General features: G+C 32.2%; 27 protein-coding genes. 15 read left to right on the forward strand and 12 right to left on the reverse strand.

Annotated features, from left to right (window positions below; all coding sequences use genetic code 11):
• Positions 1 to 78: 78 nt before the first annotated feature.
• From hpf to ACMGE9_RS02830, 4 genes are all read right to left on the reverse strand, one after another.
• On the reverse strand, positions 79 to 642 hold the full coding sequence (gene hpf / locus ACMGE9_RS02815) for a ribosome hibernation-promoting factor, HPF/YfiA family (RefSeq protein ID WP_414043742.1): 564 nt from the start codon (positions 640 to 642) through the stop codon (positions 79 to 81).
• A gap of 61 nt (positions 643 to 703) precedes the next feature.
• The gene (locus ACMGE9_RS02820) at positions 704 to 1,390 is read right to left on the reverse strand and encodes a ComF family protein (RefSeq protein WP_414043743.1); all 687 of its coding nucleotides are present in this window, start codon (positions 1,388 to 1,390) and stop codon (positions 704 to 706) included.
• Positions 1,377 to 2,609, reverse strand: coding sequence for a DEAD/DEAH box helicase family protein (locus ACMGE9_RS02825; protein ID WP_414043744.1), 1,233 nt, complete (start codon positions 2,607 to 2,609; stop codon positions 1,377 to 1,379). The genes ACMGE9_RS02820 and ACMGE9_RS02825 overlap by 14 nt, the downstream gene beginning before the upstream one ends.
• Before the next feature lie 67 nt (positions 2,610 to 2,676).
• Positions 2,677 to 3,534 (reverse strand): DegV family protein, encoded by an 858-nt coding sequence (locus ACMGE9_RS02830; protein WP_414043745.1) that lies wholly within the window; start codon positions 3,532 to 3,534, stop codon positions 2,677 to 2,679.
• Positions 3,535 to 3,676: 142 nt separating this feature from the next.
• Between ACMGE9_RS02830 and ACMGE9_RS02835 the strand changes: the two genes are divergently transcribed.
• Complete coding sequence (locus ACMGE9_RS02835) at positions 3,677 to 4,306, forward strand: YigZ family protein (protein ID WP_414043746.1); 630 nt, start codon at positions 3,677 to 3,679, stop codon at positions 4,304 to 4,306.
• A gap of 48 nt (positions 4,307 to 4,354) precedes the next feature.
• Here the strand turns inward: ACMGE9_RS02835 and ACMGE9_RS02840 are convergent, their stop codons facing one another.
• Positions 4,355 to 5,398, reverse strand: coding sequence for a glycosyltransferase family 4 protein (locus ACMGE9_RS02840; protein WP_414043747.1), 1,044 nt, complete (start codon positions 5,396 to 5,398; stop codon positions 4,355 to 4,357).
• A 187-nt stretch (positions 5,399 to 5,585) separates the two neighbouring features.
• Between ACMGE9_RS02840 and ACMGE9_RS02845 the strand changes: the two genes are divergently transcribed.
• The 6 genes from ACMGE9_RS02845 (at position 5,586) to pepT (ending at position 11,171) form a co-directional block, all read left to right on the forward strand.
• Entirely contained in the window at positions 5,586 to 6,542 is a 957-nt protein-coding gene (locus ACMGE9_RS02845; RefSeq protein WP_414043748.1) for an LCP family protein, read from the forward strand.
• Positions 6,543 to 6,609: 67 nt separating this feature from the next.
• A complete protein-coding gene (locus tag ACMGE9_RS02850) occupies positions 6,610 to 7,461 on the forward strand; it encodes a YitT family protein (protein ID WP_414043749.1) in 852 nt (283 codons plus the stop codon).
• A gap of 14 nt (positions 7,462 to 7,475) precedes the next feature.
• Positions 7,476 to 8,540, forward strand: coding sequence for a GGDEF domain-containing protein GdpS (gdpS, locus tag ACMGE9_RS02855; RefSeq protein ID WP_414043750.1), 1,065 nt, complete (start codon positions 7,476 to 7,478; stop codon positions 8,538 to 8,540).
• Positions 8,541 to 8,582: 42 nt separating this feature from the next.
• Positions 8,583 to 9,341 (forward strand): threonine/serine exporter family protein, encoded by a 759-nt coding sequence (locus tag ACMGE9_RS02860; protein WP_414043751.1) that lies wholly within the window; start codon positions 8,583 to 8,585, stop codon positions 9,339 to 9,341.
• 11 nt (positions 9,342 to 9,352) lie between these two features.
• Positions 9,353 to 9,838, forward strand: coding sequence for a threonine/serine exporter family protein (locus ACMGE9_RS02865; protein WP_414043752.1), 486 nt, complete (start codon positions 9,353 to 9,355; stop codon positions 9,836 to 9,838).
• A 109-nt stretch (positions 9,839 to 9,947) separates the two neighbouring features.
• The gene (gene pepT, locus ACMGE9_RS02870) at positions 9,948 to 11,171 is read left to right on the forward strand and encodes a peptidase T (RefSeq protein WP_414043753.1); all 1,224 of its coding nucleotides are present in this window, start codon (positions 9,948 to 9,950) and stop codon (positions 11,169 to 11,171) included.
• Between the two features lie 52 nt (positions 11,172 to 11,223).
• On the opposite strand, the gene ACMGE9_RS02875 is transcribed toward pepT, so the two are convergent.
• Entirely contained in the window at positions 11,224 to 12,321 is a 1,098-nt protein-coding gene (locus ACMGE9_RS02875) for a glycerate kinase (protein ID WP_414043754.1), read from the reverse strand.
• Between the two features lie 78 nt (positions 12,322 to 12,399).
• Positions 12,400 to 12,720 (reverse strand): bacillithiol system redox-active protein YtxJ, encoded by a 321-nt coding sequence (gene ytxJ, locus ACMGE9_RS02880; protein WP_414043755.1) that lies wholly within the window; start codon positions 12,718 to 12,720, stop codon positions 12,400 to 12,402.
• Between the two features lie 141 nt (positions 12,721 to 12,861).
• Between ytxJ and ACMGE9_RS02885 the strand changes: the two genes are divergently transcribed.
• Positions 12,862 to 13,086: a hypothetical protein gene (locus ACMGE9_RS02885; protein WP_414043756.1), complete on the forward strand. Its 225-nt coding sequence runs from the start codon at positions 12,862 to 12,864 to the stop codon at positions 13,084 to 13,086.
• 158 nt (positions 13,087 to 13,244) lie between these two features.
• On the opposite strand, the gene ACMGE9_RS02890 is transcribed toward ACMGE9_RS02885, so the two are convergent.
• On the reverse strand, positions 13,245 to 14,138 hold the full coding sequence (locus tag ACMGE9_RS02890) for an EMYY motif lipoprotein (protein WP_414043757.1): 894 nt from the start codon (positions 14,136 to 14,138) through the stop codon (positions 13,245 to 13,247).
• Positions 14,139 to 14,246: 108 nt separating this feature from the next.
• Here ACMGE9_RS02890 and ACMGE9_RS02895 point away from each other — a divergent pair, with 108 nt between their 5' ends.
• The gene (locus tag ACMGE9_RS02895) at positions 14,247 to 14,747 is read left to right on the forward strand and encodes a GrpB family protein (RefSeq protein WP_414043758.1); all 501 of its coding nucleotides are present in this window, start codon (positions 14,247 to 14,249) and stop codon (positions 14,745 to 14,747) included.
• A gap of 57 nt (positions 14,748 to 14,804) precedes the next feature.
• Positions 14,805 to 15,719, forward strand: coding sequence for a UDP-N-acetylmuramate dehydrogenase (murB, locus tag ACMGE9_RS02900; RefSeq protein WP_414043759.1), 915 nt, complete (start codon positions 14,805 to 14,807; stop codon positions 15,717 to 15,719).
• Positions 15,720 to 15,792: 73 nt separating this feature from the next.
• On the opposite strand, the gene ACMGE9_RS02905 is transcribed toward murB, so the two are convergent.
• The 4 genes from ACMGE9_RS02905 to nrdI form a co-directional block, all read right to left on the reverse strand.
• Positions 15,793 to 16,203 carry a FixH family protein gene (locus ACMGE9_RS02905; protein ID WP_414043760.1) on the reverse strand — a complete coding sequence of 137 codons (411 nt, stop codon included), beginning with the start codon at positions 16,201 to 16,203 and terminating at the stop codon, positions 15,793 to 15,795.
• A gap of 130 nt (positions 16,204 to 16,333) precedes the next feature.
• Positions 16,334 to 17,302 carry a class 1b ribonucleoside-diphosphate reductase subunit beta gene (gene nrdF, locus ACMGE9_RS02910; RefSeq protein ID WP_414043761.1) on the reverse strand — a complete coding sequence of 323 codons (969 nt, stop codon included), beginning with the start codon at positions 17,300 to 17,302 and terminating at the stop codon, positions 16,334 to 16,336.
• Between the two features lie 89 nt (positions 17,303 to 17,391).
• Complete coding sequence (nrdE, locus tag ACMGE9_RS02915; RefSeq protein ID WP_414043762.1) at positions 17,392 to 19,497, reverse strand: class 1b ribonucleoside-diphosphate reductase subunit alpha; 2,106 nt, start codon at positions 19,495 to 19,497, stop codon at positions 17,392 to 17,394.
• The gene (gene nrdI / locus ACMGE9_RS02920; RefSeq protein WP_414043763.1) at positions 19,460 to 19,855 is read right to left on the reverse strand and encodes a class Ib ribonucleoside-diphosphate reductase assembly flavoprotein NrdI; all 396 of its coding nucleotides are present in this window, start codon (positions 19,853 to 19,855) and stop codon (positions 19,460 to 19,462) included. Before nrdI ends, nrdE begins: the two co-directional genes overlap by 38 nt.
• A 400-nt stretch (positions 19,856 to 20,255) precedes the next feature.
• On the opposite strand from nrdI, the gene ACMGE9_RS02925 reads away from it, so the two are divergent.
• The 5 genes from ACMGE9_RS02925 to ACMGE9_RS02945 all read left to right on the forward strand — a co-directional run bounded on the left by ACMGE9_RS02925 (position 20,256) and on the right by ACMGE9_RS02945 (position 26,130).
• Positions 20,256 to 21,107, forward strand: coding sequence for a DMT family transporter (locus ACMGE9_RS02925; RefSeq protein ID WP_414043764.1), 852 nt, complete (start codon positions 20,256 to 20,258; stop codon positions 21,105 to 21,107).
• Positions 21,108 to 21,134: 27 nt separating this feature from the next.
• Complete coding sequence (gene queF, locus ACMGE9_RS02930) at positions 21,135 to 21,635, forward strand: preQ(1) synthase (RefSeq protein ID WP_414044435.1); 501 nt, start codon at positions 21,135 to 21,137, stop codon at positions 21,633 to 21,635.
• Positions 21,636 to 21,808: 173 nt separating this feature from the next.
• Positions 21,809 to 23,320 (forward strand): peptide MFS transporter, encoded by a 1,512-nt coding sequence (locus ACMGE9_RS02935; protein ID WP_414043765.1) that lies wholly within the window; start codon positions 21,809 to 21,811, stop codon positions 23,318 to 23,320.
• Positions 23,321 to 23,576: 256 nt separating this feature from the next.
• Positions 23,577 to 25,082 carry a peptide MFS transporter gene (locus tag ACMGE9_RS02940; protein ID WP_414043766.1) on the forward strand — a complete coding sequence of 502 codons (1,506 nt, stop codon included), beginning with the start codon at positions 23,577 to 23,579 and terminating at the stop codon, positions 25,080 to 25,082.
• A 124-nt stretch (positions 25,083 to 25,206) separates the two neighbouring features.
• Positions 25,207 to 26,130, forward strand: coding sequence for a diacylglycerol/lipid kinase family protein (locus ACMGE9_RS02945; protein WP_414043767.1), 924 nt, complete (start codon positions 25,207 to 25,209; stop codon positions 26,128 to 26,130).
• Positions 26,131 to 26,134 lie beyond the last annotated feature (4 nt).

Consider the following 26,134-nt stretch of genomic DNA (forward strand, 5'->3'; position numbering starts at 1 on the left):
AATATTAATTAAAATATAAAAAGACTGAAGCAAGTGCAATTTGCTTCAGTCTTTACTACTAATAAATAAAGTATTAAATTAATGATTAACAGTCGTTTCAATTAAACCATATTTACCATCTTTACGTTTATAAACGATATTTGTTCCGTTCGTTTCCCCATCATTGAAGATGTAGAAATCATGACCTAATAAGTTCATTTGTAATACAGCCTCTTCAGCATCCATAGGTTTTAAGTCGAACTGTTTAGAACGGATAATTTCAATTTCATCTTCTTTTTCTACTTGTGCTTCTTCGACTTCAGGTAAGCTTGGGAAGACTTCTTTTTCAATTCCTTTTTCACGGAATTTACGATTTATTTTTGTTTTGTGTTTACGCACTTGACGTTCTAATTTTTCAACGATTAAATCTACACCTGCATATAAGTCATCATGGCGTTCTTCTGCACGTAATGTTACGTTTTTTAGAGGAATTGTAACCTCAACTTTAGATTTGCCATCTTGATAAGTTTTAATTTTTACATGTGCATTCGTATCCGGCACGTTAGTAAAATATCTTTCAAGTTTGCTTAATTTTTCTTCAATGTAATTTCTTATTGCATCTGTTACTGAAATGTTGTCTCCGTGGATTTCATATCTAATCATATTAAATCGCTCCTTTGAAACTATTCTGGTTGTTTCTTCCTACTTATATTTTACCAAATATTCAGCCTCTTGCAAACGCTAACACTTTGATTTCACAATGTTTATAGGATAAAAATACACTCCTTGCATGACTGATGGTTAAACCAGTAGTGTAAATATCATCCACTAACAATATACGTGATCCTTCCTTAATATTTTGTTCTAAAGTAAATGGATTTTCCTGAAATATTCGTTCAAGTTTGCTTAACATCATTTGTTTCTCTCGATACTCTGTGTGCAAAATATCGTGATATTTAATTTGCATTTTATCAAGTATTTCATTTATATGATTGAATCCACGGACTTTTAATCGATGCTCTGATATCGGCATAGGAATAATATAATCAAAATACTTAAAATAACTTTTATTATATTGAATTAATAAGCATGTAGCCATTGCCTGTGCGAGCGCTATATCACCATTTGATTTATATTGGTGTATAATATTTGAGACATGTTCGTTGTAGTCACTCACAAAATCAACGTGGTTCCTAAATCCGAAATGTGTCTCGATAAACATACAATCCATACATGTTTTTTCATTCACAGCTAATTTTTTCTTACAATTTAGACAGCGTATAACTTCTTCTTGTTGCATCATTTTTCCAACACATCGATTACAAACTCTTAGCTGCGGTGTAAACAAATTATCAATCGTAAAAGTTTCAATTAAATCATTTTGACAGACAATGCATTTATTGTAATACATGTGCACCTCTTTGATTCATTTTTTGAATATTTTTCTTAGCGTTAATCATAGATAAACTAATGCCATCTTGAAAAAAGATAACCTCCCCATTTTTCTTATTACCTTTACGATCTACGCGTCCAGCAATTTGAATTAAACTATCACTCTTAAATAAATGACTGTTGAATACCCATACATATAAATCTTGCATAGTAAAGCCACGTTCGAGTATTGTGGTTGTAAAGACAAATTGATACTTTTTATTTCTGATGTCTTCTACTTTTTCATGACGTTCAATATCACTTGAGTCGACACATACTACTTTTACTTTTAAATCATCATGTAAAGTGGCATACGCTCTAATCATCAATTGGATATCATGAAAAAAGATAAGAATTATATTTTGATGCGTCACTCGCTGTAACATACTATTTATCTTCTTTACGATTTGATGATGACCTAAATATTGAAACTTGGGTACAGGTAAAGGGCGTTCATGATACCGTAAGGGTAAATAAACTATATTCTTTTCACATTGTTTCAAAATATATTTAGGTGGTGTTGCAGATAAATATACGAATATCCCATTATCACTTAAAGCGCGTTCAAGCAATTTCATAAGTCTTGGATCATGTCCTACTGGAAATGCGTCGATTTCATCTATTATGATTAAATCAAAGTGATCTTTAAAATACATTAATTGATGTATTGTGCTAATAATCAATTGTTCCGAAAGAATCTCTGAATGTCCACCGTAAAGTGTTGCAATATTATCCGTTTGTAAATAGTCAGTCAAACGTATTGATAATTCTTTTACAACATCCGTACGTGGAGACACCACTGCTACATTCCCACCTTTTCTCCTCACAAATACTATCCCTTCTAAAATCATTTCGGTTTTGCCAGCACCAGTAACGGCATACAGTAAACAACTTTGCTGTTGTTCTATTTTTTCTAATATAAATTTTGATGCATGTTGTTGTTGTTTCGTTAATGTAAATGGTAAATGAATGACAATTTCTTCAACTTTTGATAATGCTGAGGATATGTGTAAATATTTTTTAGAGTGAACACTTTGAGTAATACAACTTCTACAGTAAGTAATGTATTCTTGATAACCATGGTGGTAGTACCTATGAAATAAATGCGGGTTTTGATTCAAACAAAATTGACAACTTAATTGACCTTCTGTCTTTATTGCAGGATACAACGATTCAACTTCTGTAACAGTAATTCTCATAAAAACCTCCATAAAAAAAGCACACAAAAAAATGTGTGCCGGAAATAAATATTAATATAAGACAATACTACTTTAAAATATCAAACTTTTTGTTTGTAAATCCTAATCCAATTGCTTTTTCACCTAAGTGCGTACCAATGACTGGTCCAAAATAACTCTTAATTATAGTTATTTGAGGGAATTCTGATTTTAGCTCAGCGATAATTGTATCAGCCTCACTTTCAGAGTTTCCATGGATTAATACCGCTGTTACATCTTGATAATCTTTTATTTCAGCAGCAAATAAGTCTTTTAATAACTTAATACCCTTTTTCTTTGTACGTACTTTATCGAATGGTACAATCTTTGTATCTACAAAATGTAAGATGGGCTTCACCTGTAACATACTACCAATTAATGCTTGTGCACCTGTTAGACGTCCTCCTTTTTGTAGATTCTTTAAATCGTCTACTAAAAAGTATGCATTCGTCTTGAGTTTCATCGCTTCTAAATCAGCAAGAATTTCTTCTGGTGAAACAACATCTCTCAATTCTGCAGCACGTAGCACATAAAAGCCCATTGCCATTGCTGCTAACTCTGAATCAAATGCATGTAATGTAATGCCATCAACCATTGCACCAGCTGAAATAGCATTTTGGTAAGTGCCACTAATTCCACTTGATAGGTGAATCGAAATACAATCTGTATAACCTTCAGATTTTAGTTGCTCTAACAATGCAACATATGCACCTGTTGTCGGCTGACTCGTTGTAGGTAATTCTTTTTCAGTACGCATTCTTTCATAAAAAGTTTGTGGATTATATTCTTCTTCCACAAAAATCTCATTTTTAAAAATTACATTTAATGAAATGATGTGGATATCCTGTGCTTTTTGAATTTCTGCAGGAATATATGCAGTTGAATCTGTAATAATGGCTGTTTTCATAAATGACCTCCGTCCCATTACATCCCAATATATATTTTATACGGTTTATTATTAAAAATAAAGTAATACAAATTAAATGAAAATATTTTGACTAGTCTGTTAAAATAAATACATAAGAAATCAAACATTAATGAGGGATACGATGCAAAACTATATTACAATAAAAAAAGATAATATTAACGAAGAGATTATTAATAAATCACGCTTTATCACTTATTTATATCAAATAGAAAATGAAGAAGAAGCGAAAGAGAAAATAGCATATATTAAAAAGAAGCATAAAGATGCAAACCATAATTGTTCAGCCTATACAATCGGTGACAAACACCAAATTCAAAAAGCTAATGATGACGGTGAACCGAGTGGCACAGCAGGTGTACCAATGTTAGAAGCATTAAAGAAAAACGATGTGCATAACACTTTAGCCATCGTGACACGTTATTTTGGAGGTATTAAACTTGGTACGGGAGGATTGATTCGTGCTTATCAAGGCAGTGTATCAGATGCAATTAAAGTAACTGGTAAAGTAATTATTAAATATGCTTTGAAATATCACGTTACATTAAGTTATGAAAGTACAGGTAAATTTGAGCATAGTATCACAAGTTATCCTTATATTGTAATCGATACACGCTATACAGATAAAGTAACTTACGTTATTCAAGTTACTGCTGATGATAAAGAAGCATTCGAACAATTCGTTACAGAAACTACTCTGGGTAGTGCAGTTTATACAATTGAAGAAGAAATGATGTTACCCTTTAGTTTATAGACATAAAAAAATAAGATATAAAATAAGATTTAGAATATTATCTAGATCTTATTTTAATATCTTACGTATCATTTTTAACATAGGTTTATGATTATCATCTATGAGTCCAGTAAATTCTACAATAAGCTCTATCGTAATAACAATTAATGTCACAATTAATATTGCTCCTAATCGCGTTGATAAATACAATATTATAGAAGCAATACTAAATAAGATTGCAATAGAATAAATTAATATAACAGTTTGAGCATGTGTATATCCAAGCCCTAATAATTTATGATGTAGATGCGATTTATCCGCCTGCATAATCGGCTTCCCCTGTCGATAACGTCTAATCATCGCGAAACTCATATCAATAAAAGGTACTGCTAAAATAATTATTGGAAAGAATAAAGATATTAATGTAATGTTCTTAAATCCAAGTAAACTCAATACGCCAATAATAAATCCAAGTAATAATGCTCCATTATCTCCTAAAAATATCTTTGCTGGATAAAAATTATACCTTAAGAAGCCCAATAAAGACCCAATCAATACACTACATATCATCATTATAAATATATTTTGTTGTAATATCGCAATAAAACCAATCGTACCTAAAGCAATCATCGAAACGCCTGCTGCCAAACCATCTAATCCATCAACTAAATTAATCGCATTTGTCACTGCTACAATCCATAAAATCGTCATCGGTATACTTAAGTATCCAAATTCAATTACAATTCCAAATGGTAATGTAATTAAATCTAAAGTGATACCATGTAAAACGACCACGAGCGCCACACCGATTTGACCAATCAACTTCACAATCGCAGACAAATCAAATAAATCATCTATGATACCAAGTATATTAATGAGTACTGCACCAATAATGATGGGTTTAATTTCCGGTTCAACAGGATGACCAATCCATATTCCAATTAAAAACGAAATAAGGATAACGACACCGCCTAATACTGAAACTGGCTTTGTATGCACTTTTCGATAATTCGGTTTATCTAATGCCCCAACTAAATGAGAAAACTTTATAATTAATGGGGTTAAAATAAAAGAAATTAAAATTGTTATCATGATTAATTTTAATGTAAACATAAGCCACCTCTAGCGAATCATTCTCATTTACTATAGCACAAAACCTCCATTTCTCCTATTAAAGAATGTATAATGAATATGAAACAATTTATTATTAGTTTCTATATTTGTTTGACGAAAAGACTATTTTGTTACATAATAGTACGGTTAAAAGAAAGTATATTCAAATGATTAAAGGAGCATGTTCATGAGTTCACGCGCACGTGTTAGAACACAAAGAAAATTATTTTTTGTCCTTGCATCTTTGTTTATGGCTACAATATTTGTTTTTGCATTACTTTTTGTCTATGTCTTTTTCCAACTCAAACATACAGCAGACACATTACAAGATCCTAAATATTCTCGTGCAACATCAGAAATGAGAAATGCTAATATTGATTTAAGCGCTGGCCAGCCAATTTCTATTGCATTATTTGGTCTAGATTCAGATGCTGGACGTGAGTTTCGTCAAGAAGGTAAACGCTCAGACACAATGATATTAGCTACGGTTAATCCATCAAATAATATGACAACGATTATGAGTATTCCACGAGATACCAAAGCGGAAATTGTTGGACATGGTACAGTCGAAAAAATTAATCATGCTTATGCGTATGGTGGTCCAAAAATGGCAATTGATACACTCGAGAAATTTTTCAACATGCCAATCGATTATTACGCGACGGTGGATATGGATGATTTCATTTTCATTATAGATAATATCGGTGGTATTGATGTAACAAGTCCGCATACATTTAAGTTTGCTGAATATAATTTTGTTGCTGGACAGAAATATCATATGAATGGTAGAGATGCATTAGCTTTTGCACGTAGTCGTAAAGAAAAGGGTTCAATGGGTGATGAGGGACGCCAAGTTCGTCAACAAGTCATTGTTAAAGCCATTACAGATAAGATGCTTAGTATTGAATCTGTGCCAAGATTCAATCAAGTATTAAAAACAATTTCAAGCAGTGTAACAACTAATATTGCATTCCAAGATATTAATAAATTAAGAAAGCAATATCCACCTGCTTTAGGTACAATTAAGAAGCTCCATTTAAATGGTAAAAATGAAATGGATGCTGACGGTTTATGGTATTTTATTCCAAACGAAGACACAAAACAAGATGTGAAACAACAAATGAAAGACAACTTAGGCGTTTAATTAAAAAAAATGGGTAAAGCACGTAAATCAATGCTTTACTATTTTTTTGACAAAAAGGAGTGAAAATATGAATAAAACAGTATTTATTGATATTTTATACACAATTATTGGTTCTATTATTGTAGGTATTAGTTACAATTTATTTTTACTACCTGGACAAATAGCTGCAGGAGGCATTTCAGGACTAAGTACCATCCTAAACAAAGTAATGGGTACTGATCCTGCAATGATTCAATTTGTATTCAACATTCCTATTTTTATAATTGGTTGGTTAACGTTAGGCAAATCATTCAGTCTAAAGACTGTTATTGCAACATTTATTGTTCCTATAACCATCTTCTTAACGGCAAGTCTTGTCGATAAGGGAACGAAAGATGCATTACTCGCTTCTCTTTATGGTGGTATTGTTCTTGGTATTGGTTTAGGATTAGTCTACCGCGGTAATGGCTCAACAGGTGGAACGGCTACTCTTGCTCAAATCGTAAAAAAATACACAGGTTTATCGAGTGGTTTCTGCCAACTAATTGTAGATGCATTTGTCGTTATTTTAAGCGCATTCATTTTTAACTTTGAACTTGCGTTATATGCTTTGATTTCTATTTATGTAACAAGTAAAGTCATTGATATTGTACAGTTACATACAGGAGATAATAAGCTAGTCTTTATTATTACAACCAAAGAGCAACAAATAATTAATTTAATTCACGAACATGTTGAACGTGGTGTAACTAGTGTTAATGCTTTTGGTGGTTTTAACAGAGAAGGTAAGAGTTTACTCTTCTCTGTTATGGAACAAAAAGAAGCAATTTATTTTAAACAAATTATTACACGTGAAGAACCTGATTCATTCGTAATTTTTATCAATACATCAGAAATTATTGGTCGTGGATTTTCTAAAGCAAAAATTTATCGTAGTTAGTAAGGAGGGGTATTTTGATAGAAGCAATTATTTTTAATGCCGCAGTGACTGTCAGTGGTATTTATTTATTCCATAGACTTCAATTTTTCGAAGAAAAAGAAATCGTATTCTCAAAAAATTATATAACTTTGTTAATGACACTAATTTCATTTCTACTGATGACTTACCCAATTACGTATCACCATATATCATTTAATCTCGCATTTATCCCCTTACTATTTTTAGGGCGTTATACAAACTTTTTATATACCATCTTTAGTGCGAGTATTCTTGTTCTTGCTGAAATATTTATCTTTAATGTACCTGCGAATCAGACTCTTGATTTATTAATTATTGCGACACTCGCAAGTATGATTGGTCCCTTCATTAAACAAAATGACTTTAATGCTATTCAATGGTTAACACTGTTAAGCGTCGTTATTATAGGTGTATACCAATATTTTATCCATACATTAAATATACTTGAATTAATTCTACTTACAATTTCTAGTTTTACTCTGTCATTAACATCAAGTTTAATGTTTGTTGACATTTGGCGAATTTATAAGGTTATTCAACGTTTTGAAAACGAAGATGAGATAGATCATTTAACCGGTTTAGGTAATGTGCGTGAATTTGATCGCTATTTAAACAAAGTAAGTAAGAATGCATCAGAAACTAAACAATCATTAGCCTTATTATTGATTGATATTGATGATTTTAAAGAAGTTAATGATCGATTTGGACATGATGCCGGAGATGCTGTCTTAAAACAAATGGCTCAAGTTATTCGTAACTATGTTCCTACCGATTCAAAAACTTTTAGAAATGCTGGTGAAGAGTTTAGTGTTATCTTTACGAATCATTCACTTGATGATACTGTAAAGGTAGCCGAGAGTATTCGCTCTGGTGTTGTGAATTCTACATTACATTTACCAAATAAAGAAGTCATTCACTTATCAGTAACGATAGGTATAGGTTACGTTTCTACTGACGAAATAAAAACGCATCGAAAAATATTCAAAGAAGCAGATGAAATGTTACATGCTGCAAAGTTTCAAGGACAGAATACAGTAATGTTTAATCCGATCATAAAATAACAGGAAGTTACTTTCTGTTATTTTTTTATTAAGGAGGCAAAGATGGTTTCAACACAACTTTATGATGAAAAGAAAGTAAAAGATGTTGCGATGCTTGCAGGTAAGATTCTTTTAGAATCAGGTGCTGAAACTTATCGAGTTGAAGACACAATGACTCGAATCGCTTCACACTACGGCTTGCATAAAACGCATAGTTTCGTTACACCAACAGCAATCATATTTTCGCTCGATGAGAAAAGCTCGACGCGTTTATATCGTATTTCAAATAGAACAACTGATTTAGAAAAAATATCAGAAGTAAATGAAATCTCACGTGCGATTACAAGTGGAAAAGTAACTTTAGAAGCGGCTAAACTTGCTTTAGACGAGCTTGAAAAAGCCGATTTACAATATTCATTTTGGTTTAAACTATTGTCTAGCGCTATTGTATGTGCCTTATTTTTATTTATGTTTAAAGGACAGCCAATGGATGCCATCCCGTCATTTATAGCAGGTGGTATTGGTTATTATGTATGTGATTACATCGGTAAAGTGTATAAAATTCAATTCTTCGCCGAGTATGCCGGTGCAATGGCTATCGCCGTTGTCGGCTTAATTTTTGTTAATTATATATATAAAGGGGAATTTGATAAAATTATTATCTCGGCAGTAATGCCATTAGTTCCCGGTGTGCCTATCACTAATGCCATTCGTGATATGATGGCTGGCCAATTACTCGCTGGTATTTCTAAGGGCGTTGAAGCAGCTCTAACCGCATTCGCAATTGGAGCTGGTGTTGCTACAATTCTCATTATTTTTTAGGAGGTTCAAAAATGACTTTATTATTTCAAACCGTTATTAGTTTCTTTGCTTCAGTATTTTTCGCAGTCGTTTTTAATGCACCTAAAAATTTATTGATGGCTTGTGGGTTTGTTGGCGCAATTGGTTGGATGGTTTTTACGATTGCAGAAGCGACGCATTTAACATTAGCCGTGGGCGTATTTTTAGGCTCATTATCACTTAGTTTATGTGCGCACTTTTTCGCGAGATATTATAAACGTCCTGTGATTATATTTAATGTAGCAGGTATTATTCCTTTAGTACCTGGAGGTGTTGCATATGATGCTACAAAAAACTTAATTATTTCTGATTTTAGTGAAGCACTTGTTAAAGGAATGGAAGCAACACTCGCATCTGGTGCGATTGCTTTCGGTTTACTAATCGCAGAAATATTATTCCAAACATTCTTAAAAGGTTATACTCATTACAAACACCAACGAAGTCGTAAAAGAAATGGTGAAAAACCAATAAAATTATAAATCACGCTATATTTATTTTATGTACAAGATAAAATAAAATTAGTGTGATTTTTTTCAATTAAGATTAAAATAAGAGTATTAACATATAATTATTAATGGAGGCAATAAGATGAAACAAAAACTAATCGAGCGATTATCAACTTACGTTAAAATTGATACACAGTCTGATGCATCAAGTACAGTAACACCATCGACTGAAAAACAATGGGATTTACTTAATCTATTACAAAAAGAAATTGAAAGCTTAGGCCTTGAAACTGATATCGATGAATATGGATATCTGTTTGCAACATTACCAGCAAACACTGATAAAAGCATTCCAACAATTGGTTTACTCGCACATGTGGATACAGCAACTGATTTCACAGGTACAAACGTATCACCACAAATTATCGAGAACTTTGATGGAAAAGATATTACGTTAAAAAGTGGCTTAGTGATTGAAAAATCAAAATTCCCTGAACTTGAACTATACAAAGGGCATACATTAATGACGACAGATGGTACTACTCTTTTAGGTGCTGATAATAAAGCCGGAATTACAGAGATTATGGCGGCAGTTGAATATTTAATCAACCACCCTGAAATTAAACATGGAAAAATCCGTTTTGGTTTTACACCTGACGAAGAAATTGGCCGTGGCCCTCATAAATTCGATGTTGAGCGTTTCGGTGCTGAATTTGCATATACAATAGATGGTGGAAGACGTGGGGAATTACAATATGAAAGTTTTAATGCAGCAGGTGTTGAAGTCTCATTCAATGGCGTTAATGTTCATCCAGGAAGTGCAAAGGATAAAATGGTTAATGCTTTAAACCTAGCCGTGCGTTTCCAAAGTGCATTACCAGAGCAAGAACGTCCAGAACATACTGATGGCTATCAAGGTTTCTATCACTTAATGGAGATGGAAGGTAATGTTGAACACGCTAAGCTTGTCTATATAATACGCGATCATGACCGTGATAAATTTGAAGCGCGTAAATTGACTATGCAAGATATCATTAAATCTATTCAGTCAGATTTTGGTAAAGAAGCTGCAAGTATTTCAATAAATAATCAATACTTCAATATGGGTGAGAAAATCACTCCTCATAAAGACTTAATCAATGTACCATTAGAAGTTATGAAGGCATTAGACATCACACCAATTGTTGAACCAATTCGTGGTGGTACAGATGGTAGCCAGTTATCATTTATGGGCTTACCTACGCCTAATATTTTTACCGGTGCAGAAAACTTCCATGGACCATACGAATACGTATCAATTGACGATATGGAGAAATCTGTGATGACGATTGTGGGAATTTTAAAGAAATTTGAAGAAGAAATATAATTTAATAAAAAAATGATGGCTGATAAATCTGTGATTTATCAGCCATCATTTTTTATTTAGTTCCTAATTCTTGTTTACGTGTAGCCATCACTATATTTTTCACGGCATTTTGTAATTGTATACCGATTTGAATGTCTTCGGTATCTTCTTTTACTTCCGGATAAATATTAAGTTCAATCACTTCTTTGTCATTACTCATTTGTTTATATTGCTTTCCACCCATTAAATAAACATTTATTTTATTTGGGTTTTGCAATTTATTAATTTCACGAACAACAAGTGAACCAGTTGATTCATCTTCACTTCCTCCACCATATATCACCATATCCGCTTCATCTAATAAACTTTTAATATGTGTACGTTCAAAAATAAGCTCAGCAGATGTCTTAGTTTTCGCGTTAAATACTTGTTCAAAAACCGCTCTGATTACTCCCCCATCACCACCATAAATAGATGCTGTAAGGTCGATATTAAATTTCTTAAATTGCTGTGCAATATACCATATACTATTATCTATTGCTTGTTTCGTTTCAAAATCAAAGTCACTATTTGCGATATGACTTTCTTTACCATATATTTTATATTGATGGTCACTCACAATCGTAAAGACGACTGATTTTAAACGATTATCCATATCGCTAAGTTCCATATGACGTATCTCTTTTAAGATACTCTGAGTTATTGGTTGGTCTATCTCGTTATAATCTCGATTATAGAATTTTGCTCCAAAAGCCGATAACATACCTAAACCTGCATCAAATGTGCTTAATCCACCCATTGAAATAATAAATGATTTCACACCCATATCTAGTCCTTGAGTAATTAACTCCCCTAATCCAAAACTAGATGCTAGTAGTGGCTGGTCACTCGCTAGGATTGACTTACTATCAATCAGCATAGTATCGTGTTCTAATATTGCTACGTCTACTTCAGTCGGTAACAACATATCATTAACAATTTTACGCTTAATTTTACGACCCTTTTCCCAAACAAGTAATGCATCGATCATATTTTTATCACTCTCAAACAACGGTACCATTACCACATTAGATGTTTTATCCACTGATTTAACACCATCGTACACATACTGATTGGCATGATGAGAGTATAATTTATCAAAATATGAATCCATTGCGATTAATATTTTCATTTTTTCCTCCAAAATAAATAACTAATAGTGGCACTATTAGTTAAGTTTATGATTATTTACTTTATCATACCATGTTTATTATTCTTCAGCTTTTGAAAGATTTGCAATCGTTATATTTTTATGGCTGTCATGCCAAGTCACTTTACCATGATTAAAGTAAAATGCTTGAGGCGATTCATGTTTGATTGTTGTTTTTACTTCAATATAGTCTGATAATTCACGTGCATCTTGGACGATACAATAATATGCATTAATGTCGCGTTCATAAGCAAAATTATCGAATTGATCGTACGCACTCGCTGAAATTGGGCATGTGTTTGAATGTTTTAGGAAAAAAACTTTCGAATTCGTCTCTAACATCTCTTCAAACTGTTCAATCGTATTCAATTTTATTATCATGATTTCACCCCATCATTGTGCATTCGATTTTTAAAATATATCACGCAAAGTTTAATTTTGCAATCTATTATTTATTTATACCCCTATCTCTAACAATTACACATTGATATAATAGAACTAAATAACCATTGGAGGACTAGAATGAATAATAATAAAATACCGCTTAAACGTTGGACATTTATTGATACGTTAAACACTTGTGTGCTAATTTACGTATTACTTTTCTTTAATGATATTAATAAGAATCCTACATTAACCATTATCATCTTCATTGCTATTCTTATTTGGATTTTTACAGTCATCTTGAAAAATATAATTATATCTAAACATAATAAAAATGGCGATGATAGCACAACACCAAAATAAAAGAGACTGGGAACTAAGTGTTCATTACAAGCATAAACCGAACGAAACTAATAAATCGGACTTTGATTTATAGCTTGTTCGGTTTTTGCTTATAGCAACTTCTGTTTCGCTGTTTTGTCTCTTAATAAGAGGGTTAATACTTTTTTCTTTAACCCTTTTTAATGTTTTGCTTCCAATGCATTTAATGCGTCGTAGTACTTCTCATCTATCGATTTTATATACTTCGTATTCTCGAGAATATCTTGAATCGGTAATTCTTGAAGCTCATTTTCAGTTTTCATGGCTACTTTGCGCTCTTTATAATAGTTAATTAAACTATAATACGTTTCTATCGTTGCTTTGCGCATACCGATTACATTTTTCGATTTTAATTTTGTTTGATTTAACTGATTAACATTTGATTTCAATAATGGGATTAACGTACTATCTATATACTTTTGTTTCTCTTCAACTGTTGAACCAGACGTTAAATACGATACCTTTTCTTTAAGTAATTCACTATTGTCATTAATCAATTTCATTAATGTATCAAAATCACCAGACTCTGACGCACTATCTTGTGCTTTTTTTGCATATTTTTCGTTTAGTGCTTTATTCTTTTCAAATACTTTCGTATATTCCAATATTTTTTCATTCGATAATATCGATTGATTAAACAATTTCATATATTCCTCTAGTTCAGAAATAAACTGCTTTTTTTTATTCAAATTACGTACATAGATTTCATGGACATCTTTTACTTCCTTAGTTTCAACCTTTACTGATTGAACCTGTTTTTCGTATGTACGCAATTGAGGTATAATTTTCTTTTTTATACTCAATTCGATTTTCTTTAATTTTTTCTTTTTTTCTTCTGTTACTTCAGAACCCAATAACTGGTCCGCTTTATCTAATCCTAATTGATCAATTTCTACGACTAGTTTCTTCTCAACAGATTGTACTTCTTTCATTTGAACTTTATAATCATTTATATCAGACTTTACTTTGTTCCCACAACCAGCAATAATGGTACTTATTATTACAATTAACATGATAGAATATAATTTTTTCATATAAAATCTCCTCGATATCAATATTATACCTAATTTGAGTAAGAAATAAAACAAAGATTATATCTCAGTTCACGAAGAAATATTTTTAATCGAAAGGAAATACATTACATGTTAAAGCAAAAGCCTAACCTAACAATAAACAACAATATCAATTATTATAAACGTAAATTTCAACATGTTAACACTATGCTCATTACCCTTTTAGATACACCAATACTTAAAACACAACATATTGGATCTACAGCAATTGAAGGGGCTCTAACCAGTGGTATAATAGACGTACTCGTTATCGTCGAAAGTTTACATGCCATGACAACATTAGATGAAAAACGATTAAACTTACAACATTTTTATCGCTTGCATCATGCTTACAATAAAAAATGTGTGTATGCCAAATTTGATAATCTACAATCATTAAATGAGACAGTTCGATTACATATCATTGAAGAACATAGTAAAAAATTAAATAAATATATTGAAGGTCAACATATGCTTGAAGCAAATTATGAGGCATTTAATGTCTATAAAAAAGCAATCAATCATGATGTTTCTGTGAAAGAATATGAAAATTTGAAATCAAACTGGTTTAAAATCAAACTGTCAGTTTAAAATACATACATTAACTGATATAATTAAGTTTGAATTTACCGAAAGGGCGTAATGAACATGCAAGTAACGGAAATATATGATGGAATAAGTGAGTTAATAGAAGCTTCACACATCAAAATAAATGAACCTTTAAAAAAATATACTTATACGAAAACAGGTGGTAATGCTGATATTTATATCACACCTGTAAAATACTCTGAAATTCAAAAAGTAATTCAATTTGCGAATGAACATCAAATTCCAGTTACATATCTAGGTAACGGATCAAATATAATAATTCGCGATGGTGGAATTCGTGGTATTGTCATTAGCTTACTTGGTTTAACTGAAGTGCAAGTCGAAGTAGATACAATAATTGCAAGTAGCGGAGCTGCGATAATCGAGGTTTCACGTATTGCACGTGATCATCATTTAACAGGATTAGAGTTTGCTTGTGGTATTCCTGGTTCAATTGGCGGTGCTGTTTACATGAATGCTGGTGCATATGGTGGCGAAGTCAAAGACGTGATTGAAAGTGCAACCGTTGTTAATCAAGCTGGGGAAATTATCACATTAACAAACGAAGAACTACAATTAGATTATAGAACGAGTATCATTCAAGCTGAACATTATGTTGTACTTGAAGCAACTTTCAAATTAGAACGTGGTGATATTAATTTAATTCAATCACAAATGGATATTTTAACTGAGAGACGTGAGGATAAGCAACCTTTAGAATATCCATCATGCGGTAGTGTTTTCAGAAGACCTCCCGGACATTTTGCTGGACAGTTGATACAGGAAGCCGGATTACAGGGGCATAGAATTGGTGGTGTAGAAGTATCAAAGAAACATGCAGGCTTTATCGTAAACGTAAATAACGGAACTGCCACCGATTACGAATTAATGATTGCCCATGTTCAAAAAAATGTACTTGAAAATAGTGGGATTGAATTACATCCAGAGGTAAGAGTTATTGGTGAAAAACTATAAAAGGGATTAGGACTTTTAGTCCTAATCCCTTTTTATTTCGACTGACTTCATTGAACTGTTTCTCTCATTCGGATTAGCGTACGATGATATCACCATTTGGCATTGTATGTTGATTATGCGCTGTAACATGACTAATCACATTATAGTTTCCTTTTTGCTTAAATGTATATTCTAATGTATATTTACCTTCTTTAGCTTCTTTCACTTTTTCTTTAACAGATTTTTTCATATTCTTATCTTTAATTATTTCAAACATCACTTCGTCCGCTTCATTTACAAATTCCTCACCATGTTTCACAGTCGCAGTAATGATAACTTTCTCCCCTACTTTTGCTTTTGCAGGTACATCTAATTCAACCGTCAAAGGTGTAACTGTTTTTGATTCTGAACTTGTAGCATGTCCTTCATGACCTTCTTGTTTTGCCTCTTGACTGCATGCTGTGAGCATTAGAGTACTTGCAGCTATGATAAATAACTTTTTCATCACAATCCCCCTAAAAATTTATATCTCTTAAATTATCAGTAACTTACTCCTTTAATTCAATGAACAAACTGTGACAATACATAAAAAAACAAGCTGATATACTTATTGTCATCAACTTGTCATTTTTATATTAATTTTCAAATATGAAATCTTCATCTGTCAATGCTTCTACATTTAAAGCAATCACATAACCATCGCCTTTTACACTAAAAAAGTCATGATTTTTAGTTGTTGTATTTAATGCATTCTCTATGATTGGATTAAAGTCTTTGTCATCAAAATACGGTTCAAACCCTAAATTTGCCAAAGCTTTATTACCGTTATATTGCACGTAATTCAATACGTCTTCTGTTAATCCAACACGATCATATAGCATCTTTGTATAACTTTCTTCATTTGCATATAACTTTTGAAGCATATCATACATATCTTTATCTGCACGTAACTTTTCATCATCTGTCAATTCATTACGTAAACTTTGTGCATCTAAACCAGTGAATACACCGTGAATCGATTCATCTAATAAAATCTTACGAATAATCTCACCAGAAGTTGTCATTTTACCTTGTCCAGCAAGGTATAACGGATAATAAAACCCACTATAGAATAAAAACGTTTCTAGAAATACTGACGCTACACGAGCCATATATTGATCATAAATAGAAGCATCTTGCGCCCATAGTTTATGATATCGTCCAACAATTATATCTGATTTGAATTTCAGATGAGGTTCATTCACAACCCAGTTGTCTAATAATTCATTCGTCTCAGAAGAAGGTAATAATGTTGTAAAAATATGAGAATAACTTTTTGCGTGAATTTGTTCCATCATTCCCATAAAAGAATAAACCGCTTTTTTACGTAAATCTTGTGTATGTAAACCAATTAAGGGCATACCATCATCTGCTTGATGAGTATCTAGTCCCGTTAATCCAGCAAGCGCGTGATTAAACGTAAATTTCTCGTCTTCTGTTAATTCTTTCCAACTCGCGATATCTTTAGATACTTTAAATTCTGATTCAACCCACATTTGTGATATGTTCTGTCGCCAAAACATATTTGTCATATCTTCTTGCGTATTCCAGTTTACAGCTTTCATTTTGTCAGTCCTTTGTCATGAGAATTTATTAACAGTTTTAAGAGACCGATTATCGGCCTCTTAAAATTATTGTTTTGTGTGATTATGAATTATACTGCACAACTTGTACATTCTTCTACACTCAATAATTTATTGCGTGTGTAATACAAAGATTTCAGACCTTTATGATGAGCATAAACATAAAGTCTAGATAATTCCCTAGTAGAAATATCAGAGTTAACGAATAGGATTGTTGAAATACCTTGGTCAACGTGCTCTTGAATCGTTGCAATTAAGTCAATTAACTTCATTTGGTTCGTATTAAATGCTGATTTATAAAACCACATTGTTTCTGGTGATAAAAATGGCATAGGATAGAACGTTTCAGCATTACCATATGTTCTACGTTCAATTTGGTCAACAATCGGCATCACTGAACTAGTCGCATTTTGGACGTATGAAATACTTTGTGTTGGTGCTATCGCTAAGCGATATGCATGGAACAATCCATTTTTCATTACAGCTTCTTTTAATGAAACCCAATCTTCTTGCGTTGGCACATCAATGCCATCAAACAATGCCTTTACTTTATCTGATTTTGGTGCGTAGTCAGTAGTTTCATACTTTAAGAAATACTCACCCGTAGCATAATTAGACTGCTCAAAATCTGCATAACGTTCATTACGCTCCATAGCAATTTGCATTGAACGTTCGATTGAATAATAGTTCATCATCATAAAGAATGTTGCTGCAAATTCTTTTGCTTCTTCAGATTCATATCCAATCTTGTTCTTCGCTAAGAATCCATGTAAATTCATTACACCTAAACCTACAGAATGTAATTCACGATTTGCTTTCGCTACACCTGGTGCATTTTTAATATCAGCAACATCACTTACAGTTGTTAAAGCGTCCATACCAATGTGAACTGAGTCCTGAAATTTCTTAGACTCCATCACATTAACGATATTTAATGACCCTAAATTACATGAGATATCACGTTTGATTTCGTCTTCCGTACCGTAATCATTTATCACAGATGTCTCTTGTAATTGGAAAATTTCAGTACATAAATTACTCATTTTAATTTGACCAATATTTGCGTTGGCATGTACTTTATTAGCATTATCTTTAAACATTAAGTAAGGATAACCTGACTGTAATTGAGTTTGTGCAATTAAATTTAACATTTCACGTGCATCTTTTGATTTCTTCATGATATTTGGATTTTTCACTAATTCATCATACATCACTTCAATATCTATATCATCTAAAGTTTGCCCATATTCACGTTCAACCGTATGTGGTGCAAACATGAAGAATTCTTTACCTTCTTTTGCTAAATCAAAAAATTTTGAAGGTACAATTAAACCTGTTGATATAGTAGATAATCTTAAATCTTCATCTGCATTAACTTTTTTTGTATCTAAAAATTCTAGCACATCGTAATGGAAGATATTTAAATATACTGCACCCGCTCCAGGACGTTGGCCTAATTGGTCTGCATAGCTAAATCCACCTTCTAAAGCCTTTGCCACAGGTAATACTCCTTTAGCTACACCTTTAATACCTTTAATCGCTTCCCCACGTGCACGTAACTTCGATAAATTTATGGCAACCCCACCACCAATTTTAGATAATTGTTTCGCTGTGGAATCAATATAGTTTATTGAGTTTAAACTGTCGTCAACTTCAAGAAGAAAGCATGATACAAGTTCACCACGACGAGCACGCCCTGCATTTAAGAATGTCGGTGTCGCTGGTTGGTAACGCTGCTCAATCATAGCTGATACTAAAGCTTTTGCTCTTTCTTTATCACCTTTTGCTAAGTATAGGCTAACAATCACAACATGTTGTTTATAGTCCTCTAAATATTGTTTCTTATCATTTGTTTTTAAAGCATAATCTTTAAAAAATTTACTTGCAGACATATAGCTCGCAAATTGAAATGGAATATTGTCTGCGAATTGAATGATTTCTAATAAATTTAGCTCTGAATATTCATCAAATAAATTATAATAAAAATCTTGATCAACCAAAAATCTTAGTCGTTCTAAAGGCGTATTAAAATGAATGGTCAAATCATTTATTTCTTCTAAATAAATAACCAGTGCCTCTTGATCTTTCTCCAAATCAAAGAAGCCATCTTCACGTCGTTTTGTTACTTGATTATTTAACTCAATATGTTTGTATTGTTTCTCTTCTATTGTTTTCATAACACTCGTCCACCTTTTTCTTAAATAATTCTACGTCTCGTGCATTACCATGTAACTCAAACTTCATAAGGAGAGGTACATTGTACTTAGTACTAATAATGTCACCCGCTTTAGCGAAATTTTGACCCCAGTTACGATTCCCACTTGCCACAACAGCGACCAAACTTGATTGATATTTGTCTAAAAAATGGGAGACTGCATCAGGAACTTGGCCAAAACCTATAGTACCCGTTACAATAATAAAAGGTTCATTCACACCATTAATCATGGCTTTTTCTAGAGGTATAGTATGGGGGCAACCTGTTCTCTTTAAAAAGCGTTTCACATTCCCGGTTAATGAATAATAAATAATTTTCATAGTTTTCACTCCAATTTTCTTCTGGAATGTTGTTGTCTTGAAACTAATCTTATATCATATGTATATTACTTTTATCTTAAAAGTATAAATTTATCTTGTGTCTGTCCACTAACCCAACACAAGATGTAGTGGTTATTTTTTTCACACCCACAACATATACGATTAATTATAGCACTTAAAAATACCTTTTCAATTCTAATGTCTTCAAAAAAATTTAATTTTCATATTGACATTTTTAACATTATTTCAACCCTTTGCTATTACTAGTTTTATAAACCTTGAAAATTTGTGACGATTAAAATGAAAAATTATTCTTAAAAAACTTGTTGAACTTTAAAGAAAAAGATGATACTAAAATTAAGACTTTATTAGACATAATAAAAATAAGAGAGGATTTAATATGAATAATCAATTAAAAGGAGTAATTTGGCTTCTAATTGCATCTTTAGGTTTTAGTATGATGGGTCTATTTGTAAAACTTTCTGGTGATTTACCTATCGTACAAAAATCATTGTTTAGAAATATTGTCGGTATGATTTTACCGCTATATTTCGTTTATAAATATAAAACAAAATTATTTGGATCATTAATAAATCAACCTTTACTGATGATGAGAAGTTTATTCGGTTTATTAGGTGTTCTATTAAACTATTACACAATTGACAAGATGATACTTAGTGATGCAGATATGCTGAATAAACTTAGCCCATTTTTCACAATATTATTTTGTGCCTGGTTTTTAAAAGAACATATTAAACGATATCAATTCATTAGTATGTTATTCGCCTTTTTTGGCTCCCTATTTATTATTAAGCCGAGTTTCAATGTTGATATGTATGTTGCATTAATTGGTGTCCTCGGTGCAATCTTTGCTGCGCTTGCATATACAACTTTAAGAGTGCTTGGTCCAAAAGAACAATTCTTTACCACTGTTTTTTATTTTTCTTTTTTCTCAACGTTAATACTGATTCCTTTAACGTATTTTCAATTTGAAATAATGACTAGCGAACAAGTTATATATTTAATTTTGTCAGGTGTATTTGCTACGCTGGGCCAATTTGGACTAACAATTGCATATCAACATGCAGCCGCCAAAGATATTTCCATATTCTTTTATTCCACAGTATTATTCAGTGCGATCATCGGATTAATTATATTTAATGAAATCCCCGACTTGCTAAGTTTCATTGGCTATTTTATTATATTTAGTGCAAGTTATTATATGTTTAAGCGTGCAAAACAAGTACAATAATAAAACCATAAGTATAATGGAGGAGAAATTATGACTGGCAGACAAAAAGAGGAATTAGAAGATATTACTTTACTCGGTAACCAAAATAATAAATATTTATATGAATACGATCCGTCAATTTTGGAATCATTTGATAATAAACACCAAGGAAGAGATTATTTCGTTAAATTCAATTGTCCTGAGTTTACTAGTTTATGTCCAATTACAGGTCAACCTGACTTTGCAACGATTTATATTAGCTATATACCAAACATTAAAATGGTAGAATCAAAATCATTGAAGCTATATTTATTTAGTTTCAGAAATCATGGTGATTTTCACGAAGATTGTATGAACATTATTATGAATGATTTAATTGATTTAATGGACCCACACTACATTGAAGTTTGGGGTAAGTTCACTCCTCGTGGTGGCATTTCAATTGATCCATATACAAACTACGGAAGACCAGGAACAAAGTATGAAGAAATAGCAAATTATCGTTTAATGAACCACGATTTGTATCCAGAAACAATTACAAATCGATAATACTAAATACATAACCCCCAAAATACACTTCAAAATGAGGTGTATTTTTTGTAACCTTTTCTATATTTCATAAATATTGAATTGTCTTAATATTAAAATAAGTGTATTATATATAAACGCATTATATATTAATTATTTTATGCAATAAATATTTGATTTTAGGAGGAAATAGTATGGCACAACATACACGTGACGAAGTCGTCAATAGTATGCCAAGAACAGGATTCTTTGGACATCCTAAAGGCCTATTCACTTTAATGCTTACAGAATTCTGGGAGCGATTTAGTTATTATGGTATGAAGGCAATTCTTTTATTTTATCTTTATTATTCAGTGAATAAAGGTGGTTTCGGCTTAGAAGAAGGCTTTGCAATGCAAATCGTATCGATATACGGTGCTCTAATTTATATGAGTGGTGTTATAGGTGGCTGGTTAGCTGATAGATTTATCGGTACACGAAAGGCGATTCTATATGGTGCAATTCTCATTATGATTGGACACATATTATTATCTTTACCAAACAATTTTACTTTATTATTGGTAGCACTATTATTTATTATTTTAGGAACTGGTTTATTAAAGCCAAATATATCAACAAACGTTGGAGAATTATATGATAAAAATGATCCGAAAGTAGACTCAGCTTTCACACTATTCGTCATGTCAATTAACATGGGCGCATTAATATCTCCATTGATTGTCGGTTGGTTACAAGCAAATGTCGGTTTCCATTATGGATTCGCCGTTGCAGCAGTTGGTATGTTCTTTGGACTTATTGTCTTTATGTTCCGTTCAAAACAAACTTTAGGCTTATCAGGACTAGATGTACCTAATCCAATTACTGATCAAGATCGAAAGAAAACATTCACGATAACAGGAATTGTAATTGCAGCATTCATCTTATACTTTGTTATTGTTGGTGTAATGGGCAAATTATCACTGGCAAGCTTTATGAACTTTGTTACAGTGTTAGGTATGGCACTGCCATTCTATTACTTTATTACAATGATTATTTCTAAGAAAACAACTAAAGATGAAAAAGCCCGTGTATTTGCCTACTTACCGTTATTCTTGGCATCTGTTGCATTCTGGTCAATTCAAGAACAAGGTTCAACAGTTCTTGCACACTTTGCTGATAAAAATACCGAGTTAAACTTGGCAACTTTAACAAATAATGCTATAAACTTTTCGATTCCAGCTGCATGGTTCCAATCGTTAAATCCACTATTCATTGTTACGCTTGCACCAATATTTGCTTGGCTATGGGTAAAACTTGGCCGTTTTAACCCACCTACAATCATTAAATTCAGTATCGCCTTATTCTTAGCAGGTATGAGTTACTTAGTTATGGTTTATCCATTAACACATAATGGTGAGCAATTAATGCATCCAGGTTGGTTAATTTTAAGTTACTTACTTGTCACTATGGCAGAACTTTGTTTATCACCTACTGGATTATCAGTAACTACAAAACTTGCACCACAAGCTTATACATCTCAAATGATGAGTGTTTGGTTCTTAGCTAACACAGTGGCGCAATTAGTAAATAGTAAACTCGTTTTATATTATGAAGCTGTTGAAAATCATCAATACTTCAACAATATTGGCTTAGTAACACTAGGTTTAGCTGTTCTATTAATCATCATTAGTCCAGTCATGAAAAAATTCATGCGTGGTATTCACTAATAAAAATTGAATTTATTTCATCATTTTATAAAGGCTCCCCATTTGGGGATGCCTTTATTTTTTCAACGTTACTCAAATCCATTATTTATGTTAACTTGTTATCAATATCAAATAATGTTACAAATAATTGAATAAATTTATGTTTGAAAATTTCGAATATTGTATGGTTTATTGATAGTTTAAATAATAATGGTAAAATAATATTCTGAAATAATATAAATTTTCGAAATATTTATACATTGAAAGGGATGAAGAAATGAAATATACAAGAGAACAAATGGTTGAAAGCGTCCCTCAAAGCGGTTTCTTTGGCCATCCAAAAGGCTTAGGAATCCTATTCTTCGTAGAGTTTTGGGAACGTTTTAGTTATTATGGTATGAGAGCAATTTTAGTGTACTACATGTACGATACTGTTGCACATGGTGGTCTTGGTATGGACAAGACAACTGCAGCTAGTATTGGATCAATGTATGGTGCATTAATCTTTATGACAGGTATTTTAGGTGGATGGTTAGCTGACCGCGTACTAGGATCAAGGCGTGCATTGTTATATGGTGCAATTTTAATAATGTTGGGTCATATCGCAATGAGTTTACCTTTTGGTATTCCAGCCTTCCTAGCATCAATGTTCTTAATAATTGTCGGATCAGGACTTATGAAACCAAATATCTCTAACGTATTAGGTGGTTTATATCATAAGAATGACAACCGTATGGATGCTGGCTTTGTAATATTCTACATGTCAGTCAACATGGGTGCATTTTTATCACCTCTAATAGTTGGTGAATTACAAAAAAACTATAATTATCATATTGGGTTCTTAGCAGCAGCAATCGGGATGGCTTTAGCTTTAATTGCTTACGTTATATTCAATCGAAAAGCTTTAGGTTTAGTTGGAGTTGAACCCACTCACATACTTGAGGGAGAAGAAAAATCTAAATATAAAAAGATATTCTCTATTGCAATCTTAGCTTTAATACTCATCATAGCAATTGGTATTTATTCTGGATTACTAACGTTTAATACATTCTCATTCATCGTTACAATACTAGGTATTATATTACCAATTGTTTATTGGACTACAATGTATCGTAGTAAGGATGTAACTGAAATTGAGCGCTCACGTTTAGTTGCATATGTCCCTTTGTTCTTAGCAAGTGTCATGTTCTGGTCAATTCAAGAACAAGGTGCCAACACGTTAGCAATCTTTGCTGATGAATTTACACAACTAGATTTAAATAAAATATTCGGTATGGATTATTTAGTACCAGCAGCCTGGTTCCAATCATTAAACCCATTCTTCGTTGTATTATTAGCACCTGTGATTTCAGCGCTATGGTCGAAGCTGGGTAAACACAACCCATCCACTCCTATTAAATTTTCAATTGGTATATTAATGGCTGGTATTAGTTTCTTAATCATGGTAATACCCGCTCAGACAGCTAGTGCTACAAATTTAATTAACCCAATGTGGCTTGTTGCTTCTTTCTTTATCTGTGTTATTGGAGAGCTGTGTTTATCTCCAACTGGATCAGCAACATCTGTTAAATTAGCACCATTAGCGTTTAACTCTCAAATGTTAAGTTTATGGTTCTTATCGAACGCAACCGCACAAGGCATTAACGCACAATTAGTTAAATTAATAGAACCTCTTGGATACGCGAATTACTTTTTATTCATTGGTGGATTAGCAATCGTATTGTTTATCATCATCTTCTTATTGAGTAGATTTATTTCTAAAAAAATGCAAGGTATTCATTAGTAACATTATTAAAGTACTTCAGACAATCTTGTCTAAGTACTTTTTTTAATTTAGAAATAGATTAACACTTAACAAAACGGGAATAATATAAAATGATAAGTAATAATGACTTGAGGTGCTAGCCATGCAAAAATTTAAAACTGGAATTCTTTTTTATCATGATCATGCAGGACAAGGAGATGTTCATCAAATTATTGGTGAGGTCTCAAAAAGCTTAACACGATTTATTAATCAACTCACTATTTATCGAAGTGTAGAACAAGGAGAAATCTATGATTACCTAGTACAATCAACGTCGAAATTTGATATATATTTAATTCTTGGGGGTGACGGAACGGTACATGAACTCATTAATGGCATGATTGATGGCGAATATCATGTACCGATTGGCATATTACCAGGTGGCACTTTTAACGACTTTACGAAATCACTGAACCTACATCCTAATCCAGTGAGAGCCGCCGAACAACTTTTAACTGCAGAAGTGAAATATTATGATGTCATGGAAACGAATGAGCGATATGCTCTGAATTTTGCGGGATTAGGACTTATTGTAGAAAATTCTAATAGTGTCAATCCCGATTATAAAAGTAAACTGGGTAAATTTAGCTATCTCTTCTCTACAATAAAGAATGTAACTAACCCTACATTCTTTAAATATAATATAGAAATTGATGGAAATAGATATGATGGTGAATCTTCTATGATAATCATTGCTAATGGTGCCTTTGTAGGAGGGAATAAAATACCGCTTTTAGAATTGTCACCTAATGACGGTAGATTGAACGTCTTTATATTCAAAGAAAGCGGCTTGAAGCTATTCACTGAAATGATTGCGATAAAATCTGAGATCAATTGGAATGAAATCAGTCAAAATATCGAACATTATTCGGGTGAGACGATAAAGATTATGACTGAGAAAGTGATGGAAGTGGATGTTGATGGAGAAATCGATCTAGAAACACCTTTATCTATACAAGTATTACCTAATAAACTCAAAATACTTACATCAACTGATCGAATTGTTTTGCATGAAGAAAAGGAGTAGGATA

It is taken from the genome of Macrococcus animalis (genome assembly GCF_047425875.1).
Taxonomy (GTDB): Bacteria; Bacillota; Bacilli; order Staphylococcales; family Staphylococcaceae; genus Macrococcoides; species Macrococcoides animalis.

Bases quoted from the DNA above. Each gene is read 5' to 3' on its own strand.
- hpf (WP_414043742.1), bottom strand. From the start codon at position 642: ATGATTAGATATGAAATCCACGGAGACAACATTTCAGTAACAGATGCA.
- ACMGE9_RS02820 (WP_414043743.1), bottom strand. From the start codon at position 1,390: ATGTATTACAATAAATGCATTGTCTGTCAAAATGATTTAATTGAAACT.
- ACMGE9_RS02825 (WP_414043744.1), bottom strand. From the start codon at position 2,609: ATGAGAATTACTGTTACAGAAGTTGAATCGTTGTATCCTGCAATAAAG.
- ACMGE9_RS02830 (WP_414043745.1), bottom strand. From the start codon at position 3,534: ATGAAAACAGCCATTATTACAGATTCAACTGCATATATTCCTGCAGAA.
- ACMGE9_RS02835 (WP_414043746.1), top strand. From the start codon at position 3,677: ATGCAAAACTATATTACAATAAAAAAAGATAATATTAACGAAGAGATT.
- ACMGE9_RS02840 (WP_414043747.1), bottom strand. From the start codon at position 5,398: ATGTTTACATTAAAATTAATCATGATAACAATTTTAATTTCTTTTATT.
- ACMGE9_RS02845 (WP_414043748.1), top strand. From the start codon at position 5,586: ATGAGTTCACGCGCACGTGTTAGAACACAAAGAAAATTATTTTTTGTC.
- ACMGE9_RS02850 (WP_414043749.1), top strand. From the start codon at position 6,610: ATGAATAAAACAGTATTTATTGATATTTTATACACAATTATTGGTTCT.
- ACMGE9_RS02860 (WP_414043751.1), top strand. From the start codon at position 8,583: ATGGTTTCAACACAACTTTATGATGAAAAGAAAGTAAAAGATGTTGCG.
- ACMGE9_RS02865 (WP_414043752.1), top strand. From the start codon at position 9,353: ATGACTTTATTATTTCAAACCGTTATTAGTTTCTTTGCTTCAGTATTT.
- pepT (WP_414043753.1), top strand. From the start codon at position 9,948: ATGAAACAAAAACTAATCGAGCGATTATCAACTTACGTTAAAATTGAT.
- ACMGE9_RS02875 (WP_414043754.1), bottom strand. From the start codon at position 12,321: ATGAAAATATTAATCGCAATGGATTCATATTTTGATAAATTATACTCT.
- ytxJ (WP_414043755.1), bottom strand. From the start codon at position 12,720: ATGATAATAAAATTGAATACGATTGAACAGTTTGAAGAGATGTTAGAG.
- ACMGE9_RS02885 (WP_414043756.1), top strand. From the start codon at position 12,862: ATGAATAATAATAAAATACCGCTTAAACGTTGGACATTTATTGATACG.
- ACMGE9_RS02890 (WP_414043757.1), bottom strand. From the start codon at position 14,138: ATGAAAAAATTATATTCTATCATGTTAATTGTAATAATAAGTACCATT.
- ACMGE9_RS02895 (WP_414043758.1), top strand. From the start codon at position 14,247: ATGTTAAAGCAAAAGCCTAACCTAACAATAAACAACAATATCAATTAT.
- murB (WP_414043759.1), top strand. From the start codon at position 14,805: ATGCAAGTAACGGAAATATATGATGGAATAAGTGAGTTAATAGAAGCT.
- ACMGE9_RS02905 (WP_414043760.1), bottom strand. From the start codon at position 16,203: ATGAAAAAGTTATTTATCATAGCTGCAAGTACTCTAATGCTCACAGCA.
- nrdF (WP_414043761.1), bottom strand. From the start codon at position 17,302: ATGAAAGCTGTAAACTGGAATACGCAAGAAGATATGACAAATATGTTT.
- nrdE (WP_414043762.1), bottom strand. From the start codon at position 19,497: ATGAAAACAATAGAAGAGAAACAATACAAACATATTGAGTTAAATAAT.
- nrdI (WP_414043763.1), bottom strand. From the start codon at position 19,855: ATGAAAATTATTTATTATTCATTAACCGGGAATGTGAAACGCTTTTTA.
- ACMGE9_RS02925 (WP_414043764.1), top strand. From the start codon at position 20,256: ATGAATAATCAATTAAAAGGAGTAATTTGGCTTCTAATTGCATCTTTA.
- ACMGE9_RS02935 (WP_414043765.1), top strand. From the start codon at position 21,809: ATGGCACAACATACACGTGACGAAGTCGTCAATAGTATGCCAAGAACA.
- ACMGE9_RS02940 (WP_414043766.1), top strand. From the start codon at position 23,577: ATGAAATATACAAGAGAACAAATGGTTGAAAGCGTCCCTCAAAGCGGT.
- ACMGE9_RS02945 (WP_414043767.1), top strand. From the start codon at position 25,207: ATGCAAAAATTTAAAACTGGAATTCTTTTTTATCATGATCATGCAGGA.